Annotated in this window: 19 protein-coding genes; 11 read left to right on the forward strand and 8 right to left on the reverse strand. The window is 73.0% G+C overall.

What is annotated here, in order from left to right:
• Nucleotides 1–7 precede the first annotated feature (7 nt).
• The 3 genes from DDW44_RS13090 to DDW44_RS13100 all read left to right on the forward strand — a co-directional run bounded on the left by DDW44_RS13090 (nt 8) and on the right by DDW44_RS13100 (nt 2,235).
• Nucleotides 8–454 (forward strand): Zn-ribbon domain-containing OB-fold protein, encoded by a 447-nt coding sequence (locus DDW44_RS13090; protein WP_108906537.1) that lies wholly within the window; start codon nt 8–10, stop codon nt 452–454.
• On the forward strand, nt 454–1,233 hold the full coding sequence (locus tag DDW44_RS13095; protein ID WP_108906538.1) for an enoyl-CoA hydratase/isomerase family protein: 780 nt from the start codon (nt 454–456) through the stop codon (nt 1,231–1,233). The genes DDW44_RS13090 and DDW44_RS13095 overlap by 1 nt, the downstream gene beginning before the upstream one ends.
• A gap of 333 nt (nt 1,234–1,566) precedes the next feature.
• The gene (locus DDW44_RS13100; protein ID WP_018889648.1) at nt 1,567–2,235 is read left to right on the forward strand and encodes a hypothetical protein; all 669 of its coding nucleotides are present in this window, start codon (nt 1,567–1,569) and stop codon (nt 2,233–2,235) included.
• Between the two features lie 228 nt (nt 2,236–2,463).
• Here the strand turns inward: DDW44_RS13100 and afsK are convergent, their stop codons facing one another.
• Both afsK and kbpA read right to left on the reverse strand, forming a co-directional pair.
• Nucleotides 2,464–4,851 carry a protein serine/threonine kinase AfsK gene (gene afsK, locus DDW44_RS13105; RefSeq protein WP_027732099.1) on the reverse strand — a complete coding sequence of 796 codons (2,388 nt, stop codon included), beginning with the start codon at nt 4,849–4,851 and terminating at the stop codon, nt 2,464–2,466.
• A 323-nt stretch (nt 4,852–5,174) separates the two neighbouring features.
• Nucleotides 5,175–6,041 (reverse strand): AfsK-binding protein KbpA, encoded by an 867-nt coding sequence (kbpA, locus tag DDW44_RS13110; protein ID WP_108906539.1) that lies wholly within the window; start codon nt 6,039–6,041, stop codon nt 5,175–5,177.
• A 314-nt stretch (nt 6,042–6,355) separates the two neighbouring features.
• Here kbpA and DDW44_RS13115 point away from each other — a divergent pair, with 314 nt between their 5' ends.
• Nucleotides 6,356–7,003 carry a TetR/AcrR family transcriptional regulator gene (locus DDW44_RS13115; protein WP_026164914.1) on the forward strand — a complete coding sequence of 216 codons (648 nt, stop codon included), beginning with the start codon at nt 6,356–6,358 and terminating at the stop codon, nt 7,001–7,003.
• A 402-nt stretch (nt 7,004–7,405) separates the two neighbouring features.
• On the opposite strand, the gene DDW44_RS13120 is transcribed toward DDW44_RS13115, so the two are convergent.
• Entirely contained in the window at nt 7,406–7,894 is a 489-nt protein-coding gene (locus DDW44_RS13120) for a nitroreductase/quinone reductase family protein (protein WP_017945593.1), read from the reverse strand.
• Entirely contained in the window at nt 7,894–9,285 is a 1,392-nt protein-coding gene (locus tag DDW44_RS13125; RefSeq protein ID WP_108906540.1) for an acyl-CoA dehydrogenase family protein, read from the reverse strand. The genes DDW44_RS13120 and DDW44_RS13125 overlap by 1 nt, the downstream gene beginning before the upstream one ends.
• Nucleotides 9,286–9,401: 116 nt before the next feature.
• Between DDW44_RS13125 and DDW44_RS13130 the strand changes: the two genes are divergently transcribed.
• The 5 genes from DDW44_RS13130 (at nt 9,402) to DDW44_RS13150 (ending at nt 15,365) form a co-directional block, all read left to right on the forward strand.
• Nucleotides 9,402–10,577 carry a thiolase C-terminal domain-containing protein gene (locus DDW44_RS13130; RefSeq protein WP_108906541.1) on the forward strand — a complete coding sequence of 392 codons (1,176 nt, stop codon included), beginning with the start codon at nt 9,402–9,404 and terminating at the stop codon, nt 10,575–10,577.
• Between the two features lie 247 nt (nt 10,578–10,824).
• On the forward strand, nt 10,825–11,253 hold the full coding sequence (locus DDW44_RS13135) for a pyridoxamine 5'-phosphate oxidase family protein (RefSeq protein ID WP_017945590.1): 429 nt from the start codon (nt 10,825–10,827) through the stop codon (nt 11,251–11,253).
• A 10-nt stretch (nt 11,254–11,263) separates the two neighbouring features.
• Nucleotides 11,264–11,953 carry a pyridoxine/pyridoxamine 5'-phosphate oxidase gene (locus DDW44_RS13140; RefSeq protein ID WP_108906542.1) on the forward strand — a complete coding sequence of 230 codons (690 nt, stop codon included), beginning with the start codon at nt 11,264–11,266 and terminating at the stop codon, nt 11,951–11,953.
• 546 nt (nt 11,954–12,499) lie between these two features.
• Nucleotides 12,500–13,375, forward strand: coding sequence for an ETX/MTX2 family pore-forming toxin (locus DDW44_RS13145; RefSeq protein ID WP_108906543.1), 876 nt, complete (start codon nt 12,500–12,502; stop codon nt 13,373–13,375).
• A gap of 385 nt (nt 13,376–13,760) precedes the next feature.
• Complete coding sequence (locus DDW44_RS13150; RefSeq protein WP_108906544.1) at nt 13,761–15,365, forward strand: alpha/beta hydrolase; 1,605 nt, start codon at nt 13,761–13,763, stop codon at nt 15,363–15,365.
• Between the two features lie 216 nt (nt 15,366–15,581).
• Here DDW44_RS13150 and DDW44_RS13155 read toward each other — a convergent pair whose 3' ends face one another.
• Together DDW44_RS13155 and DDW44_RS13160 are read right to left on the reverse strand one after the other, a co-directional pair.
• Nucleotides 15,582–15,836: a DUF397 domain-containing protein gene (locus DDW44_RS13155; RefSeq protein WP_108906545.1), complete on the reverse strand. Its 255-nt coding sequence runs from the start codon at nt 15,834–15,836 to the stop codon at nt 15,582–15,584.
• Nucleotides 15,833–16,609 (reverse strand): helix-turn-helix domain-containing protein, encoded by a 777-nt coding sequence (locus DDW44_RS13160; RefSeq protein WP_108906546.1) that lies wholly within the window; start codon nt 16,607–16,609, stop codon nt 15,833–15,835. The genes DDW44_RS13155 and DDW44_RS13160 overlap by 4 nt, the downstream gene beginning before the upstream one ends.
• Before the next feature lie 131 nt (nt 16,610–16,740).
• Between DDW44_RS13160 and DDW44_RS13165 the strand changes: the two genes are divergently transcribed.
• Nucleotides 16,741–17,151: a hypothetical protein gene (locus tag DDW44_RS13165; RefSeq protein ID WP_027732090.1), complete on the forward strand. Its 411-nt coding sequence runs from the start codon at nt 16,741–16,743 to the stop codon at nt 17,149–17,151.
• 58 nt (nt 17,152–17,209) lie between these two features.
• On the opposite strand, the gene DDW44_RS13170 is transcribed toward DDW44_RS13165, so the two are convergent.
• Together DDW44_RS13170 and DDW44_RS13175 are read right to left on the reverse strand one after the other, a co-directional pair.
• Nucleotides 17,210–17,704 (reverse strand): Zn-ribbon domain-containing OB-fold protein, encoded by a 495-nt coding sequence (locus DDW44_RS13170; protein ID WP_244224023.1) that lies wholly within the window; start codon nt 17,702–17,704, stop codon nt 17,210–17,212.
• Nucleotides 17,705–17,760: 56 nt separating this feature from the next.
• Nucleotides 17,761–18,213, reverse strand: a complete 453-nt coding sequence (locus DDW44_RS13175; protein ID WP_108906548.1) for a DoxX family protein — start codon at nt 18,211–18,213, stop codon at nt 17,761–17,763.
• Nucleotides 18,214–18,333: 120 nt separating this feature from the next.
• Between DDW44_RS13175 and DDW44_RS13180 the strand changes: the two genes are divergently transcribed.
• A complete protein-coding gene (locus DDW44_RS13180; RefSeq protein ID WP_108906549.1) occupies nt 18,334–19,482 on the forward strand; it encodes a flavin-containing monooxygenase in 1,149 nt (382 codons plus the stop codon).
• Nucleotides 19,483–19,604 lie beyond the last annotated feature (122 nt).

A 19,604-nucleotide genomic window follows, 5' to 3' on the forward strand; every position in this document is an offset into this window, starting at 1 on the left:
CTGACAGATGACAGATTCTGACATCGGCTATCTGACGCCTGTCATCGACGAAGACGGGGCGCCCTTCTGGCAGTACGCCGCCCGCGGGCAGCTTCGCATCCAGGCCTGCGCCTCCTGCGACGAGCTGCGCTTCCCGCCCCGCCCCTGCTGCCCTCACTGCCGGTCGTTCGACAGCACCTGGCGGCGCATGAGCGGGCGCGGACGGATCTGGTCGTATGTGCTGCCGCATCCTCCGCTGCTCCCCGGCTACGCCGAGCAGGCCCCCTACAACGCGGTCGTCGTCGAGCTCGCGGACGCCCCCCGCATCCGGCTGGTCGGCAACGTCGTGGCCGCCGCGGACGCCCCGCTGAACTCGGTCGACCCGGAACTGCTGAGCGTCGGGGCGCCGGTACGGGTGGCGTTCACCGCGGCGAGCGGCGGAGTGACCGTGCCGCGCTGGCTGCTGGAGCGCTGATGCCCGGGTCCGGAGTGCGCGCCGAGCGGGACGGGCGGACCGGGGTCGCCGTCGTGACCCTCGACCGGCCCGCCCGGCACAACGCGATCGACCTCGCCATGGCGGAGGAACTGGCAGCCGTCTGGCGGCGGTTCCGGTTCGACGACGGCGTTCGCGCGGTGGTGATCGCCGGCGCCGGCGGGAAGGCGTTCTGCACCGGTGTCGACCGGTCCGCCGTCGTGCCCCAGCCCACGTCGCCCTACTCGATGGACGATCCGCTGCTGCGGATCGGGCCGAAGGCGAACGACCTGTGGAAGCCGGTGATCGCGGCCGTGCGCGGGCTGGCGTGCGGCGGCGCGTTCTATCTGCTCGGCGAGGCGGAGTTCCTGATCGCGGCCGAGGACGCCGTCTTCTTCGACCCGCACACCACCTACGGCATGGTCAGCGCGTACGAGTCGGTGCACATGGCGATGCGGATGCCGTTCGGGGAGGTGGCCAGGACGGCGCTGATGGGCTCGGCTGAGCGGCTCTCGGCCCGCCGGGCGTACGAGACCGGGCTGGTCAGCGAGGTGACCCCGCCCGGCGAGGAGGTACCGGCCGCGGTGCGCTGCGCCGAGGTGATCGCCTCCCACCCGACGGAGGCGGTGCAGGGGACGGTCCGTGCGGTGTGGTCGGCGAAGGAGGCCGTCCGTGCGGTGGCGCTGGCGCAAGCCCCGCATCTGGTGACGCTGGGGAATCTCCCGCCGGAACGGCAGGCGGAACTGTTCGCCGCGCGCCGGCCGGGGTTCCGGCTGCGCTGAGGCGCGCGGGGCACGGGGCGTCATGGGGTCCCCCGGGTCCTGCTTGGGTTCAAGGGGTCGTCGGGGCGTCGGGCGTTCGGGCCTTCGGGCGTTCGGGCGTTCGGGGTGCGCCGGGGCGGTTCGGGGGTGGCCGGCCCACGGGTGGGGGTACGCCCGGCGGCCGGTGCTGAGTAGGTGGCCGCCGGCCGGCCGTATGAAGGGCGACGGGCCGCGCGGCGGCCGTGCACCGTGGTCCGCGCGTCTTCTCCGGGAGACGCACGGGGCGGGGCCGGTTCAGGGGTCGCGGCCGGGATACCACGGGCGTAGCGTCGTGCTGCGGAGAGGAGTCCGGCCATGGTCCGCAATGTCATCGGGTCGGTCCTGGCTCTCGCCGGAGCGGCGGCCGCCGTATGCAGCCCCTTCCGCGCCTGGTACGACGGCCGTCAGGGCCGCGACTACCGGATCCAGGACCTGTTCGGCGGTATCACCGACGCACAGACGGAGGTCGTGTCGTCGATCGTGCTGCCGTACGCGTTCGCCGCGCTGGTCACGCTGTTCGGGGTGATGCTGCGGTCGCGGTTGCTGGTGGCGTCGGCGGGTCTGGTGGTTCTGGGCTTCACCGTCCTGTGGATGGTGCGCCAGGGGCAGGCGACGGGATATCTGGCGGTGGGGGGCGGCATTCCCGGGCTGGGTGAGGGCGTCGCTGCGGCGCTGGGCGGCGGTGTCCTGCTGCTGCTGGCCGCGGTGGTGATGCGGGGGCGGGCGCCGAGGGTCGTGGGGTTCGAGGAGCCGGGCTACGACGGCCCGCCGGACGGCCCGGACTGGTATCCGCCGGAGCGTCCGGCCGGGTACCCGCCGGCGGAGGGGCCGTACGCATGGGCGCCGGAGCCGGACGACACGCAGCGGCTGCCGACCGCCCCGCCGCCTCCGGCGTACGGTTCGGGGCCGCGTCAGCCGAGGCCCGACCCGTACGGTGCAGGCCCGGGGCGGGATCCTTTCCGTGACGACTGGCACGGGCCGTAGGGCCCGCGCCCCTCCCGGCGCGTCCGTCCCGGCGCGCCCCTCCCAGCGGGACCCTCCCGGCGCGTCCGCCCCGGCGCGCCCCTCCCAGCGGGACCCTCCCAGCGGACCGCCCCGGCGGACCGTCCCGGCGCGACCGCTCCGAAGCGTCCCTCCCGGCGGACCGTCCCGGTGCGAACGCCCAGGCGGCCGGGCCCCCGGCGGGATCGCGCCGCCGTCCGGCGGACCGGTTCAGCGGGGTGCGGTGCTGCGTCCGGTGGCGGTTCCCTTGGCGGCGTCGAGGGCGTACACGCAGCGGTCCTTGGAGCAGGCGTAGACGACGCCGTCGCGGGCGACGGGCGAGCCGGTGATCTCGCCGCCGGTGGCGAGTTTCCAGCGGAGCTGTCCGCCGGCGGCGTCGAGGGTGTAGAGCACGTGGTCGGCGGAGCCGAAGTGGATCCGGCCGTCGGCGACGACGGGGCTGCCGGTGACCTCGCCTCCCGCGGCGAAGCGCCACTTGGGGGTGCCGGTGACGGCGTCCAGGGTGTAGAGCGCGCTGCCGCTGCCGACGTGGATGCTGCCGTCGGCGACGAGGACCGGTTCGACGGACTGGCGGGCCTCGGTGGCGATGCGCCAGCGGTCCTTTCCGGTGGCGGCGTCGAGGGCGTAGACGGTGCCGAGGTAGTCGGCGAGGTAGATCCCGCCGCCGGTGACGGCGGGGCCGGGGGCGAGTACGGGCGGGGAGAGGAAGACGGCCGGGGCTTCGAAGTGCCAGCGCACATGGCCGGTGACGGTGTCGATGCACAGGACCCGGGTGCCGGCGGCGAGGTAGGTGCAGCCGTCGGCGGCCTGGGTGACGCGCGCCGGTGCGCCGCCGCAGGAGGCGGCGTCGCCGACGGGGTAGGACCAGCGTTCGGTGCCGGTGCGGGCGTCGAGGGCCTGGAGGCGGCCGCCCCGGCACACGTAGACGGTGTCGTCGTGCAGCGCGGGACCGGCCCCGGGGGTTTCGAAGTCGGTCTGGGCTCCGGTGATCTCCCAGAGCTTCTCGCCGCCGGCGGCTTCCCAGCCCTGTACGCCGCCGCCGCGGGTGGCGGTGACGACGGTGCCGCGGGCTGCTTCGACGGAGTAGACCCAGGCGTCGGTCATGGTGCGCCACCGTTCGCCGCCGTTGCCGGCGTCGAGGGTGTAGAGGGTGGGGCCGTCGGAGGCGTGGATGCGTCCGTCGGCGACGCTCATGGCCCAGGCGACGTCGCGGGTCTTGAACTGGCGGCGGCCGCTGGCGACGTCGAGGGCGTGGATCTCGAAGGAGGTGACGTAGACGAGGCCGCCGTCGACGACGGGGGTGCCCCAGACGTCGTTGGACATGCGGAAGCGCCAGGGGCGCCAGCGGGTGGGGCCGCTGTCCGGGGGTGTGGTGGGAGCGGGTACCGGCGGGGCCGCGGTGGCGGCGTGGGGGGCGGTCTCGCCCCCGGGCGGGCGGACCCAGCCGGTGGCCGGGCCGGCGTCGACGGCGACGGGGCGGGCGTCGGCCGCGGCGCGGGGGCCCGGCCCGATGGGGATTCTCGCGCCGGGCAGTCGCACGGGTGCGAGGTCACCCGGTGGGGCGTGCCGGGGGCGGAGGGGGCCGGTGTCGCGGGGGTCGGGTCCGCCGGGGTGCCGGGCCGCGGCGGGCGCGTGGGCGGGTCTGGGGGGCGCGGGGGGTGTGTGGGGGCGGGGCCGGCCGAGGGGTGCGCCGGTGCCGGGGAGCCGTCCGCCGCGGCGTTCCTCGATGAGGGAGACGGCACGGCCGGGCAGCCAGGCGGACGCGGTTCCGCTGTCGTCCCCGCCGGAGGCGAACAGGTGGGGGGCGAGCTGCGCCTGGAGGTCCTCGGGGCTGGGCCGGCGTGCGGCGTCCGGCTGCATACAGGATTCGATGAGGGGGCGCAGTTCGTCGGGGAGGCCGGCCAGGTCGGGGCCTTCGCGCAGGAGCATGAAGACGGTCTCCACCGGGTTGGCGCCGTGGAAGGGGGCGTGTCCGGTGGCGGCGAAGACGAGGGTGGAGCCGAGGGAGAAGACGTCGCTGGCACCGGTGACGCTGCGGGAGTCGCGGGCTTGTTCCGGCGACATGTACGCGGGGGTGCCGACGGCGACGTTGGTCATGGTGAGGCGGGTGTTGGAGACACCCGAGGCGATGCCGAAGTCGATCACACGGGGGCCGTCCTCGACGACGAGGACGTTGGACGGCTTGAGGTCGCGGTGGACCAGGCCCGCGCCGTGGATGGACTGGAGGGCTTCGGCGATGCCGGCCGCCAGCCAGCGGACCGCCTGGGCCGGCAGGGGCCCGCACTCGTTCACTATTTCCTCGAGGGAGGGGGCGGGCACGTAGGCGGTGGCGAGCCAGGGCACGGCGGCGCGTGGATCGGCGTCCACGACGGCCGCGGTGTAGAAGCCGGAGACCGCCCGTGCCGCTTCCACCTCGCGGGTGAAGCGGACGCGGAACAGCTGGTCTTCGGCGAGCTCGGTACGCACCGTCTTGATCGCCACGCGCCGGCCGGACGCCGACCGTGCGAGATAGACCAGCCCCATGCCGCCGGCTCCGAGCCGTCCCAGCACCTCGAAGGGGCCGATCCGCCTCGGGTCGTGCTGCGTCAGCTGCTCCACTTCGCCTGCCACCTCCCCGTAGGGGCCGTGTAGGTACGGCCCCGTCGCCACCTGATTGTTCCTGCCGGAGGGCACGGTTGCGAACCCGGGGCGGTATCGGGGTGTCTCGGGCTATTTTGCCCGCCTGCAGGGGGCCGCGGGCGATTTCGGCGAGGCAGCGCCGCGGGGTCGGCCGGCGGGCCCGCGGGGTGGGTCGGCCGGATGTTCGGCGGTGCGGCCTGCAGGGGCCGGTTCGTGCGGGCGGGCCCCGGTCCGGCCGGGTCGGGCGCCTAGCGTTCGGCCGGGTCGATGCCGTAGGCCGGAGGGTTCGGCCGGGGCGACGCCTAAGGAGCGGCCGGGTCGGCGCCGGAGGGTTCCTCCGGGTGTTCGGGCTGCTGCTCGGGGGCGTGTCCGGGTGTCCGGCCGGGCGCGGGTTCGGCCAGGACGGCGAAGGCGGCTCCCTGGTCGTCGGTGAGGACGGCCATGCGTCCGTAGGGGATGTCGAACGGCGGTGCGGTGACGCGGCCGCCGAGCCGGGTGGCGCGTTCGACGCTGGCGTCGGTGTCGTCGACGGCGAAGTACACGAGGAAGTGGCCGGGCATCTCGACGGGGAACGCCTCGGTGATGACGCTGCGGCCGGCGATCGCGGTGTCCTCGCCGGGTTCGGTCCCCGCGGGCGACCACATCAGGTAGTCGACGGCGTCATCGGGCAGCGGGGTGCCCTGGAATCCGAATACTCGCTGGTAGAAGGCGTCGACGGCGTCCTTGTCCCGGGTGTAGACCTCGGTCCAGCAGAACGAGCCGGGCGCGCCGCGGAGCGCGAAGCCGTCGCGTTCGCCCTTCTGCCAGAGGCCGAACACGGCTCCCGCGGGGTCGGCGGCGAGGACGGTGGTGCCGAGGCCGTCGACGGGCGTGGGGGTGGTGATCACCTGGCCACCGGCGTCCCTGATCCTCCGGGCGGTGTCGGTGGCGTCGCCGGTGGCGAAGTACACGCCCCAGGTGGTGGGCATCCGGCCGTCGCTCTTGGCGGCGAGGGCGGCGACGGGCTTTCCGTCGCGCAGGGCGTCGGTGTAGTGCGGATATGGGCCGTGATCTGCGCTTTTCCCGCTGTAGGTCCAACCGAACAGTTCGCCGTAGAAGCGCTTGCCCGCTTCCAGGTCGGGCAGCTGGGCGTCCACCCAGCACGGGGTGCCCTCGGTGAATGCGGCCATGGTGCGGCCCCTTCCTCGGCGCGGGGCCCGCGGGACGGGTTCCCGGTGCGGAGTCCCGGATCCGGAGTGCCGGATCCGGAGTGCCGGATCCGGAGTGCCCGGCGCGGACCCCTCGGCACACGATGTGACGTCACTCACAGTCAATCGGACTGTGACGTGCGCCGCACGCAGAGGCGGACCGTTCGTTGAGTTGTCCACCGAAATTATCCACAGGCTGTTGATAACACTATTGGCCTACCCGGGGGACGGTGCGGGAGCACCCCATTTGCAGTCGGCCGAATCGCGCGCCGATCACCCCTCGGTAAGCTGACGGCATGACAGGACAAGTACGCACTGTCGACGGCCGCGTCGCCGGCCGTCGCGGACAGGCGACGCGGCAGAAGCTGCTCGACTGTCTCAGCGAGATGCTCAGCTCCTCGCCGTACCGGGACGTCAAGGTCATCGATGTGGCCCGGAGAGCGGGGACCTCGCCCGCGACCTTCTACCAGTACTTCCCGGACGTCGAGGGCGCGGTCCTCGAGCTCGCGGAGGAAATGGCCACGGAGGGTGCGGCGTTGACGGAGCTCGTCGCGGGACGCTCCTGGGTCGGCAAGGCCGCCTGGCAGACCTCGGAGCAACTCGTCGAGGGATTCCTCGACTTCTGGCGCAAACACGACGCGATCCTCCGCGTGGTGGACCTGGGTGCCGCCGAGGGCGACAAGCGGTTCTACAAGATCCGCATGAAGATCCTCAACTCGGTCACCAACTCCCTCGCGGACGCGGTGAAGGAGCTCCAGTCGAGGGGCAAGGTCGACAAGGACGTCAGCCCCATGGCGGTGTCGGGTTCGCTGGTCGCCATGCTGGCGTCGGTCGCCTCGCACCAGAGGGGCTTCCAGACCTGGGGCGTCAAACAGGCGGAGCTGAGGCCGAACCTGGCGCTGTTGGTGCACCTGGGCATCACGGGCAGGAAGCCGACGAAGTAGCGGACGGGCCGACGATGACGGGTGCGCTCGCGCCAAGTCCTGTCACAGACCCGCCCGTTCGTCCCCGATAACGCACCGCACCGGCACGTACGCACCGGTACCCCCGGCGCCGTCGCATCGGCCGTCCTCGCGCGCCCCGCCTCCGGCACGTCCACCCGCCGCCGGTCCCGCCCGACTCCGGCACGTCCACTCGCCGCCGCACCCCCACCGGCACGTTCGCCGCCGGCCCCGCCCGCCTCCGGCGCGCCCGCGCTCCGTCGCGCGCCGCACCACCGGCACACCGTCCCCGGTCACACGCGGCACCGGCACATCCGCCGCCCGCGCGCCCCACGCACGTCCGGACACCGTCGCGGCTTCCGCGCGCCGGCCGGCCGCGCGGCCCGTCCGTCCCGCCGTATCGGATCAGTCCGGGGCGGTGGTCCGCCGCGCCAGCCGGAACAGCCGGATCTCGCGTTCCACCCTCGCCTGGTACGTCGCGTACGGCGGCCAGAACGCGAGCGCGGCCTCCCAGGCCGCCGCACGTTCCTCGCCGGTGAGCAGTTCGGCCCGCACCGGCACGTCCGCGCCCCGCCAGCTGATCTCCGCCTCCGGGTGGGCGAGCAGATTGCCCGTCCAGGCCGGATGACCGGGCCGGCCGAAGTTGGAACCGACGAGGACCCAGGTGCCGGTGGCCTCCTCCGGTATGCACGCGAGCGGCGTACGGCGCGCGAGCCCCGTCCTCGCACCGCGCGCGGTCAGCACCAGCCCCGGCAGCAGCTGCGCACTGAGCAGCACTCTGCCCCGGGTGAGCCGGTGGACGGCCCGGTCCACGGCGGGGACGACATGTGGGGCGATGCGTGCGAAGACGCGGGTGGAGGAGATCTTCCGGACCGTGCGGACCCCGGTGCGCATCAGACCTCCGCCGCGTCTCGCGAGCCGGGCGCCGGCCCTGGGCCACTCCGGGAGCCGCCGGCGGGGGCGACGGAACCGGCACGGCCGGCGGGGGCGAGCAGGCCGGCCGCCTCCGCCGCGTGTGCGCGCAGCCGGTGGACGGGCCCGAAGAGCAGTTCGTCGGAGGCGGCGCGTTTGAAGTACAGGTGGGCGTCGTGCTCCCAGGTGAAGCCGATGCCGCCGTGCAGCTGGATCGCCTCGCCGGTGACGGTCCGCAGCGCCTCCAGGCACTGGGCGAGTGCGAGGACGCCCTCGCGCGGGTCCCAGGCGGCGTAGTACGCGGCGGACCGGGCCGCCTGCACCCGCACATACAGGTCGGCGAGACGGTGCTTGACCGCCTGGAAGGAGCCGATCGGCCGGCCGAACTGCTCGCGGCCCTTCACATGCTCCACGGTGCGGTCCAGCGCGGCCGAGGCCGCCCCGACGGCCTCGGCCGCGAGCAGTGCCGCGGCGGTGCGGCCGGTGGCGGCGAGCGCGCCGGGCACGTCCGCGCCGGGGTCGTCGCCGAGCAGCTCGGCCGGGGTGTCGCGGAGCTGGACGCGGGCCTGCGGCCGGGTGTCGTCGAGCGCGGTCCACCGGGTGCGGCGCAGACCGCCGGCGCCCTGGCCTCGGGAGTCCCGGCCTCGGGCGCCCTGACCTCGCGACTCCTGACCTCGCGACTCCTGACCTCGGGACTCCTGACCTCGGGAGTCCGGGCCTCGGGAGTCCCGGCTGCGGGAGTCCCGGCCGCGGACGAGGAAGAGGAGGGTGCGGCTCCGGGTGAATCCGCCGGTGTGCGCGGCGACGAGGAGGAGCTTGGCGCTGTGTCCGTCCAGGACCTGCGCGGCCTCCCCGTAGAGCCGCCAGCAGCCGGTGCCGTCGGGTGCGGCCTGGATGCCACCGGCGCGGCCGCCGCCCGCCCAGGTGCCGTCCGGGTCGCTGCGGGTGAGGTCGAGGGCGGTGGCGAGTGCCGCGCCGGGTAGGCAGAGGGCGGCGGTGAGGGAGCCGTCGGCGATGCCGGGCAGGAGTGCGGAGCGCTGCCGTTCGGTGCCGAGCGCGGTGATCAGGGGTGCGGCCAGTCCGGATGTCGCGAACAGCGGAAGCGGTACGAGTGCGCGGCCGATCTCCTCGAAGGCGAGGGCGAGTTCCGTGGTGCCGCAGCCGGCGCCGCCGTACTTCTCGTCGAGGGCCAGTCCGGGCAATCCCGGACCGCCCGCCAGCCGTGCCCACAGGGCGGGGTCGTATCCGGGCCCGGCGTCCGTGGTGGAGTCGCTGCCGCCGCGCCCCGGCGGTCCTGCCGGCACGCCCTTGGAGAGCAGGCCGCGCAGGGTGCGGCGGATCTCGGACTGCTCCGTGGTGAAGGCGGCGTCCATCGGGGCTCCCCTCGACCTCTGACGGGGCGTCATATTAGGGGAGGGGACGGCAGAAGCCCAGAGCGCGGCCGCCCCGGAGAACCGGGGCGAGCCACATCTGATGTACCGTCAGATGTATGCCACTGAGTCAGCGCCACCCGCGCAAGGTCGCCGTCGTCGGCATATCCCTCTCGGACTGCGGTCGCGTCGACGGCCCCACTCCGTACGCCCTGCACGCCCAGGCGGCCCGCCGCGCGCTCGCCGATTCCGGTCTCGGCCGGGACGTGGTGGACGGCGTGGCGTCCGCCGGACTGGGCACCCTCGCCCCCGCCGAGGTCGCCGAGTACCTCGGGCTGCGGCCGCGCTGGGTGGACTCCACCGCCGTCGGCGGTGCCACCTGGGAGGTCATGGCCGCGCACGCCGCGGACGCCATCACGGCCGGGCACGCGAACGCGGTGCTCCTCGTCTACGGTTCGACGGCACGCGCCGACATCCGCGCGGGCCGCCGCACCTCCGACCTCTCCTTCGGCAGCCGCGGGCCGTTGCAGTTCGAGGTGCCGTACGGGCACACGCTGATCGCCAAGTACGCGATGGCCGCCCGGCGCCATATGCACGAGTACGGGACGACGGCGGAGCAGTTGGCCGAAGTCGCCGTGCAGGCGCGGGCGAACGCCTCCCGCAACCCGGACGCGATGTTCCGCGACCCGATCACCGTGGACGACGTGCTGTCCGGGCCGGTCATCGCCGACCCGTTCACCAGGCTGCACTGCTGCGTCCGCAGCGACGGCGGCTGCGCGGTGCTGCTCGTGGCGGAGGAGTACGTACCGGACACCGCCAAGGCGCCGGTGTGGGTCCTCGGCACCGGAGAGCACGTGTCCCACACGACGATGTCGGAGTGGGACGACTTCACGGTCTCCCCGGCCGCGGTGAGCGGGCGGCTGGCGTTCGAGCGGGCGGGTGTGGGGCCCGGGGACATCGACATCGCCGAGGTCTACGACGCCTTCACCTATATGACGCTGGTGACCCTGGAGGACCTGGGGTTCTGCCCGAAGGGAGAGGGCGGGGCGTTCGTGGAGAAGGGCCGGCTGCGCCTGGACGGGGCCCTGCCCGTGAACACCGACGGCGGCGGGCTCTCCGCCTGCCATCCGGGCATGCGGGGTCTGTTCCTGCTGGTCGAGGCGGTGCGCCAGCTGCGCGGCGAGGCGGGGGGACACCAGGTGCGGCGACCTGACGGCAGCGTCCCGGAACTGGCGGTGGCCTCGGGCACCGGCGGCTGGTTCTGCTCCTCGGGCACGGTGGTGCTGGGCCGTTGACCGGCACGTCGACCGGCAGGGGCCCGCGCGGCGGTCCAGATCCCGGACTCGGGCGCGCTCCACGGCGCGGCCGTCCCGTCGGACCGGAGTACCGGCCTCCCGCACACCTCGCTCACCCCGGAATCGGCGGTCCGGCCGCGGACCGTGTCCGGTTCCCGCGCGTCCGGGGCGGGGTGCGGCGGCCGGTGCGGCACAGTGGCAGGGCGCCCACTCCCGCAGACCGTTCACTAGCTCACAAGGAGACCCGGTGGCCCTCAGTCGCGAAGAGCGTGAGCAGTTCCTGGCAGAGCCCCATGTGGCGGCGATCGCGATCGACTCCGGTGAGGAGAACCGTGCGCCGCTGAGCGTGCCGATCTGGTACCAGTACGAGCCCGGCGGGGACCTCTGGATCCTGACCGGGCGCGACTCGCGCAAGCACCGGCTGATCGACGCGGCGGGGCGGTTCTCGCTGATGGTCGACCGGCTGGAGCCCACGGTCCGCTACGTCCAGGTCGAGGGGCCCGTCACGTCGACGGAGCCCGGCACCGAAGCGGCGCTGCGGGAACTCGCCGGGCGCTACCTTCCGCCGGACAAGGTGGACGGCTACGTCGAGTTCGCCCTGAAGGACCACGGTGAGACGGTCGTGCTGCGGATGCGGCCGCAGCGGTGGCTGTCGTCCGACCTGGGCCGGGTGTGATGATCGGCCCATGACGCACGAGCCCGGCGGCGACGCCACCGCACAGCACTTCCGCGACCTGCTCAGATCGCTCAAGGTGTGGGACACGGACCTGCCGTCCTTCGACCCGGACGCCGCCCCGGCCGGTCCGCTGCCGCTGTTCCACCGCTGGTTCGTGGAGGCGGCGTCCGCCGGGCAGCCCGAACCGCACACCATGACCCTCGCGACCGTGGACGGGGACTCCCGTCCCGACCTGCGGACGCTGATCCTGCACGACGCGGACGCCCGCGGCTGGCACTTCGCCTCGCACGCGACCAGCGCCAAGGGCCGCCAGCTCGCGGCCCGTCCGGAGGCCGCGCTCGGCTTCTACTGGCCCGTGCACGGCCGGCAGGTACGCGTCCGCGGCCGGGTCGTACCGGGCACCCCGGAGGAGGCGTACACGGATCTGCACGTCCGGTCCACCGGGGCGCTGGCGGCGGCGCTCGTCGGCCGGCAGAGCGAGGTCCTGGGCTCGCAGGAGGAGTTGCTGCGGGCGAGCGCGGCCGCGTGGGATCGCGCGGAAGCCCGTCCGGAGGCGATGGCGGAGACCTGGACGGTGTACGTACTCGTGCCATCCGAGGTCGAGTTCTTCCAGGGGGACGCCCGCCGCCGGCACATCCGGCTGCGCTACCGGCGGGCGGACGGGGCGGACTCATGGGTCCGGGAGTTGCTGTGGCCCTGACGCCCGGCGATCTTCCGGCCCGCTGAAGCCCGGACGCCAGGGCGACGAGCGCCTTTCTCCCGCCCCGGAAAGACATTCACAGGAAACTCACAGGGAATAGCCTCCGAATTGCCAGAGCGAGCCGCGCCGACTTCCCCATGACGATTGCCCGGTGGTTCTGCCGGCCCACCGGCCGGCACCCACGGACATCCACGGGATAAGCGACGGCACGTCACGGACGGCAGCGTCCCATCGGCGAGCTACGGGCGGCACGACCGCCTCGACCTTGACCTCTCCTTGGGTGAATTCACACGCGCCTGGGAAACCGCGGATCAAACATGACCGGGCGGATGCCGCGGTTTTACCTTCCATCTGACCCCCCTGGCTAGGATTCCTTCAATTCTCGGGTGGGATGAGCATTCGGACGTCGCACTGAGAGTCCCGCGTGCTCCCGTGATTCCCCAGACGAGCAGCGAACAGCGTGCCGTCGCCGGTTCCGGTCAACCCTCCGGTGAAGCGTGCGCGGGGCAAGCCGAATGAATCGATCGAACGATAGGAACCGACACAATGAAGCGCCGCGCACGCACCCTCATATACCCTCTGACGGCATCGGCGGTCGCCATGGGCCTCATAGTGGCGACACCCGCGCAGGCGGACACCCTCGGTATCACCAGCCTGTCAAGCGTGATCAAGGACCAGGTGGGCGCCTTCACACGCGTGGATACGGACAAGGTCACGAACAGCAGTACATCCGTGACCACGGTGGGTGATCCCGAAGTCAGCCTGGGTGAACTCTGGTTCGTGGGAACGTCGACCCTGAAGAACAACACCGACGACTCCCTCACCCTGACCAGCGAGAGCTTCACCAAGACCTTCGACGACACCGTGTCGAAGACCGTCACCAAGGGCGTGGACGTCGCCAACGAGGTCTCGGCCGACATTGACCTGGGCAAGGCGGTCAAGATGGGCACCACCCTGACCACGACCTGGACCTTCAGCGAGGAGAACAGCACCTCGCAGTCCCAGAGCGTCAGCTACACGGCCCCCTCGCAGGACATCACCGTCCCGGCCCACTCCACCGCCACGGTCACCGTCCGCCTCCAGCAGGCGACCGCCACGGGCAAGGTCCAACTGTCCACCGAACTCGGCGGCAAGTTCGACGGATGGCAGTGCAGCGGCGGCGCGTGCGTCTCCGGCTACGAGCCGCTGTACGACACGATCAGTCAGGTCCAGAAGAGCGGTACGAACTGGGACGGAAAGTCCACCCCCGCGCTCCCCGACGGCTTCAGCCTGAACACCACGAAGAAGACCCTCAGCTTCAAGGGCGAGGGCACCTACACCGCCACCTACGGGGCGAACTTCGACGTCGAGGTCACGACCACGCCCAACGCCGTGAGCGCCCCCGCCAAGAAGTCGTACTCCTTCACCGTCCCCGCCGCCTGAGTGCCGGAGCGCCGGAGCCAGCACCGGCGGCTCCCTGCCCAGACCGGCTCCCCGACCGGACTCATGGGCCGGCATCCCGGCCGGGGTTCCGGCCGGGGTTCCGGCCGGGGAAGCGGGCGTCGCACGGACGGTCGCACAGCCGGTCGCACGGTCGTCGGCCCTGAGCGGTGCTCCGCTCAGGGCCGACGGCCGCCGCAAGGCCCGGACGGCACATCCCGGACGGCAAATGGGCGGGCTCCGTTCTCAGCCCGGGGGACCATTCGTCGCGACGCACACTCCTCCTGCGGTCGGACCGGCGTCGCGCCCGGCGGCGGATTCGCCGAACTGCGTTCTGCGGAAGGGTGGATGGGAATCGACCACCCCCTTCACAAGGACCTGCATCATTGTGCGAAGCAGACGCATAGCCCCTGTTCTGGCCGTCAGCGCCGTCGCGGCCCTCGTCCCCGCGCTCACCCCCGCCACCGCCTCGGCCGCCGCTGCACCCAAGGCGACCACCGCAGTGGACCCCCTGAAGCAGTACACGCAGCAGAAGCCGCGCTGGAAGCGCTGCGGCGCCAGGACTCCGGCGGGCTTCCAGTGCGCGACGGTCAAGGTGCCACTCGACTACGCGCGGCCCGGCGGCAAGAAGATCGACATCGCGGTGTCGCGGATGAAGGCGACCGGCACCAAGGAGCGGCGCGGAGTGCTGCTCCTCAACCCCGGTGGCCCCGGCGGTGAGGGCCTGGACATGCCGCTGTTCCTGGCGAGCGAACTGCCCGCGTCGGTGAAGAAGCGGTACGACCTGATCGGGTTCGACCCGCGGGGCGTCGGCCGGAGCTCCCCCGTCAGCTGCGGACTGAAGAACAGCGAGCGGAACTGGGAACGGCCGTACAAGGCGGCGACGTTCGACAAGGACGTGAAGTGGGCCCGCACGGTCGCCGAGAAGTGCCGGGCCAAGGGCGGTGACGCGCTCGTGCAGTTCACCACCCGCAACACCGCCCGCGACATGGACGTCGTCCGCGCGGTGCTGGGCGAGAAGAAGATCTCCTACCTGGGGTACTCCTACGGCACCTACCTCGGCGCCGTCTACACGCAGATGTACCCCAAGCGGACCGACCGGTTCGTGCTGGACAGCGCCGTCGACCCGCAGCGGATCTGGCGGGGCATGATCCAGGTGTGGGCCGAGGGCGCCGAGCCCGCGTTCACCCGCTGGACCGAGTGGACCGCCAAGCGCCACACCACGTACAAGCTGGGTGACACCCCCGCCAAGGTGCGCACGACCTTCTGGGACCTGGTCGCCCGTGCCGACCGCAAGCCCATCGACCTCGACGGCACACCGGTGACCGGCGACGACATCCGCTCCGGGCGGGCGATGTTCTTCGACCCGGTCAACGCCGCGGAGGCGGTGGCCGAGCTGAAGAAGGCCGCGGCGGGCAGGAAGCCGGCGCCGTCCGGCGGGCGCAGCGCGTCGCCGAGCCCCGTCCCGCCGTCGTTCGCCCGCGCCGTGCCCTCGGACAACGGCGACGCGAGCTTCTGGGCCGTCGTGTGCGCCGACACCCGCTCCTGGCCGCGCGACCCCGAGCAGTACCGCCGCGACGCGATCCGCGACAAGGCCAGGTACCCGCTGTACGGCGACTTCGCGTCCAACATCAAGCCGTGCGCGTTCTGGAAGCAGGGGCCCGAGCAGGCCACCAGGATCGACAACAAGGTCGGCGCGCTCGTCCTGCAGAACGAGTGGGACTCCCAGACTCCGCTGGCCAGCGGTCAGGGACTGCGCCGGGCGATGAAGGGCTCCCGGATGGTCACCGTCCTCGGCGGCGAGGGCCACGGCATCTACGGCTCCAAGTCCTGCGCCGACAAGACGGCGACCGCCTATCTGACGACGGGCAAGCTCCCCGCGAAGGACCTGACCTGCCGCAACACGTCAGCACAGCGCAACGACCGGCTGCGGCTTCCGCTGCCGACGCCTCCCGGAATCCCGGGGATGACCGGGGCGCACGACCGGTTCTGACGCACGGCTCCGGTACCGGCATCTCCACCGGCACCTGCGCCTGCACCGGCACCGAACTCCTGGGCGGGTGACGTGGGGCCTTCCGGCACGGGAGGCCCCACGGGCACGTCCGGGCCTTGCGGTACGAGAGGCCCGGACGCGTCCGCGACGCGCCCGATGTCCCCCACGCTCCCCGCGCTCACCGCGGGGGCGCGTGCCGCCGCCAGCCCAGGAGGACTACCCTGCGCCGCGCGGGGCGGCGGTCGTGGCGACGAACGCGGCCCAGGCGCCCGGGGCGACGTCGAGCACGGGGCCGCCGGGCACCTTGGAGTCGCGGACATGAACGGTGTGGGGGCAGGCGGCGACCTCGACGCACTCGCCGCCCTCGTTGCCGCTGTAGCTGGAGGTACGCCAGTCGTAGGCGACTTCGACGCACTCGCCGCCCTCGTTGTCGCTGTAGCTGCTCTTGAACCAGACCAGGTCGGGGTTCACGGTCTCGCCGCCATCCTCTCGATCAGTGCCACGGACTCCCAGGGGGTGAGGGCCTGGGCCCGCAAGGCACCGAAGCGGTCGATCAGCCGGTTCGCCTCCTCGGGCCTGGAGAACAAGGTAGCCCCGCCCTGACCCTCGGCATACCCCAGATTCCGCCCTTCCCGGGTGCTCAGTAGTTTCAGTGGCCCACTGAGCCCGGCGTGCACCGCCCGCTCCGTCGGCATCACCTGCACCGTCAGATGGTTCCTGGTCCGCACCGACTCCAGCACATGGGCCAACTGCTCCTTGAGCACCGCCGTGCCGCCGATCGGCCGGTGCAGCACCGACTCCTCGATGACATAGGAGACGATCGGTCTCGGCCTGCGGTCGAGCACGTCCCGCCGTTCCAGCCGCGCCTCGACATGCCGGTCGATCTCCTCCGGCTCGTACATCGGCACCCGCACCTCGTACAGCGCCCGCACATAGGCCGGTGTCTGGAGCAACCCGGGGACCAGCATGGTCTCGTAGGCGCTGATGCTGGCCGCTTCGGCCTCGGTGCGCTTCCAGTTGAGGAACTTCGGCGAGTACTTCTCCTCCTCCATCATCGCCACGCACGACGCCAGCACCCCCTTCGCGCCGAGTGCCGCGTCCGCCTCCACCAGGAACGCCGTCGTCGGGATCCGCTCGGCCCGCTCGTACGCGCCCACCAGCGACTCCGACATCAGCAGCCGTTCCGCCAGGTCCCGCTGCGTCAGGTCCGCCAGACCCCGGAACAGCTTGACCAGTTCGCCCACGTGCCTACGCGCGGGCGAAGGCTCCCTGCCCGATCCCACAGCTCCCACCGCCCCACCGCCCTTCCCACATCGGCCCGATGTGGACCGTGTCCCTCTGGTCACGCTACGCAACCGGGGCGATCCTCGGGGGCATGACCAGCGAGAAACTCCCCGATTGGGTTCCGGCGTCCGGGGTGCGACTGCGCCTCGCGGGGGTCCACTTCGACGCCGTACGCGTCCGCGGGGTCCGCGGCGAGGCGGTGCTGCACCACCTCGTCCGGGCCACCGGTGGGCATCCCGGCCCCGTCGTAGGGGAGTTGTGGCGCGGGCGGTGGACGTACTTCCTCGTCCCGCCCGGCAGCAGCAAGGAGCACCCCTGGCCGCCCGGTGCCGCCTGCTTCGGCCCGTGCGCCCGGGACCAGTACGTCGGCATCCCGGCCGCCGACGGCAACACCTACCCGCTGTCGTGGCGTGCGGGGCCGCCGGGCGTCGGCGAGTTCGTGGACCCGGCTCTGCTGTTCGCGGTGGTCACCGCCCAGTTGTGCCTGCCGCCGGACGGCTGAGCCGGGGGATCACGGCGCATGACGAGGGGGTGAGCGGGGATCGCGCTCCCCGCCCTCGTCATGCGCCGGGCGGCCGGGCCGGACGGTCTGCCTCCGGCACCGGCCGGAACACCGGGACCACCACTCCCCCGCCCTCCTCCCGGAAGGCCACCTCCAGTTCCATCCCGATCCGCAGGTCCTCCTCCGCGCACTCGACGATCTCGGTCATCATCCGCGGGCCCTCAGCGAGATCGACCACGGCGGCGGCGTAGGGGGTGCGGGCGCCGAAGGGCGGGAGGTCGTTGCGGTGGACGACGGACCAGGTGTAGAGGGTCGCCCGGCCGCTCGCCCGCTCCCAGCGGACCTCCTCGCTCCAGCAGTGCGGGCAGAACTCGCGCGGGTAGTGGTGGGCCCGTCGGCACGCGGCGCAGCGGCGGATCAGCAGACGGCCCTCGGCGGCGGCGTCCCACCAGGGGCGGGTGAAGTCGTCGATGTCGGGGGTCGCGGCGGTCCGGCCCGCGGGGGACGCGGCCCGGCCGGGGGTGGCGCCCGTCCCGCCGGATGCGACGCCCATCCGGCCGGATGCGGCGCCCGTCCGGCCGGTGCTCCCGCCGCCGTCCCCCCGCCCGCTCACCGGAAGAGCCCCAGCGCGCTGTCCAGGGACCAGGTCTGCCAGGACACGGCGAACAGGGCGACCAGCGAGATCAGGGCCATCATCGCGTTCTGGCCCTGCTCGGCCCAGTCGTGGATCATCAGGACCAGGTAGAGCAGGTTGAGGACGAGGCCGCCGACGAGCGCGACCGGCGTGAGGAATCCGGTGACCAGGCCCAGCCCGAGGGCGAGTTCCGCGTAGACGACGACATACGCCATCACCCTGGGGCGCGGGGCCACGACCCGGTCGAAGCCGGACCTGACCGCCGTCCAGCGGTGCTTCGCGGCGACGTCGGCGGCCCAGGCGATGCCGGTGCCGCGTTCGAACCAGCCCTTCCTGTCCTTGTGGCGCCAGCTCTCCAGCCACCACAGTCCGAGTCCGATACGGAGGACGGCGAGCCACTCGGCGCCGGTGAGCCAGAAGGTCTGCATGCCCGGTACCCCTCCCAACCAATTCTGACGGTACGTCAGTTCACCGGAAGCGGGCCCGCGCGCGCAAGAGGTTGCCGGCCGTGACCGTTTCGCAACCGCGTGCCACTACAGTCAGCATTCATGCCCGACCTCAGAGACCTCGACCGCACGAACGACCGCCCGGTGTACGTCATCGGCGCCGGACCAGGCGGCCTCGCCGTCGCCGCCGCCCTCCGGGAACGGGGCGTACGGGCGGTGGTCCTGGAGAAGTCCGATTCCGTCGGCGCCTCCTGGCGCGGGCACTACGACCGGCTGCACCTGCACACCACCCGCCGGCTGTCCGGACTCCCGGGGCTGCCCATACCGCGCAGGTTCGGCAGGTGGGTCGCCCGCGACGACGTGGTCAGGTACCTGGAGAAGTACGCCGAGTTCCACGAGCTGGAGCTGGTGACGGGCGTGGAGGTGTCCAGGATCGAGCCCGACGGCTCCGACTGGGTGCTCCACGCGACCGGCGGCCGCCGGCTGACCGGGCGGGCCGTCGTCGTGGCCACCGGCTTCAACCACACCCCCCGTATGCCGGACTGGCCCGGGCGCGACGCGTTCGCGGGCGAGCTGCTGCACGCCTCCGCGTACCGCAACCCCGCGCCGTACGAGGGCAGGGACGTGCTGGTGGTCGGGGTCGGCAACACCGGCGCGGAGATAGCGGCGGACCTGGCCGGGGCGGGAGCCGCGCGGGTGCGCCTGGCCGTGCGGACCGCCCCGCACATCGTCCGCCGCTCGACCGCGGGCTGGCCCGCGCAGCGCACGGGGATACTCGTCCGGCGGCTGCCCGTGCGGCTGGTGGACGCCGCCGGCCGGCTGCTGGCCCGGATCGCCGTGCCCGATCTGTCGGCCCGGGGGCTGCCGCGCCCCGACGCGGGCCTCTACACACGGGTCCGGCAGGGCGCCATCCCCGTCCAGGACGTGGGCCTGATCGACGCGGTCCGCACGGGGAGGGTGGAGCCGGTCGCCGCCGTCGAGTCGTTCGACGACGCCAAGGTGGTCCTGGCGGACGGCTCCCGCATATCCCCGGACACGGTCATCGCGGCCACCGGCTACCACCGGGCGTTGGAGCCGCTCGTGGGGCATCTCGGCGTGCTGGACGAACGCGGCCGGCCGGTCGTGCACGGCGGACGGACCCCGCGCGAGACCCCGGGCCTGTACTTCACCGGCTTCACGAACCCGATCAGCGGGATGCTCCGCGAAATCGCCCTGGACGCACGGAAGATAGCCAAAGCACTGTCGAAGTGACACCGGCGCGACTGCGCCGGGAGGGCGCCCGCAGCCGACCCTCGCAGCCGCGCCGGGCAGGCAACCCCGCACGCCGGTGCGTGCAGCCGAGCCGGGCAGGCGGCCGGGCGCGCCGGTGCGTG

This window comes from Streptomyces tirandamycinicus, from assembly GCF_003097515.1.
GTDB classification, from domain to species: Bacteria; Actinomycetota; Actinomycetes; order Streptomycetales; family Streptomycetaceae; genus Streptomyces; species Streptomyces tirandamycinicus.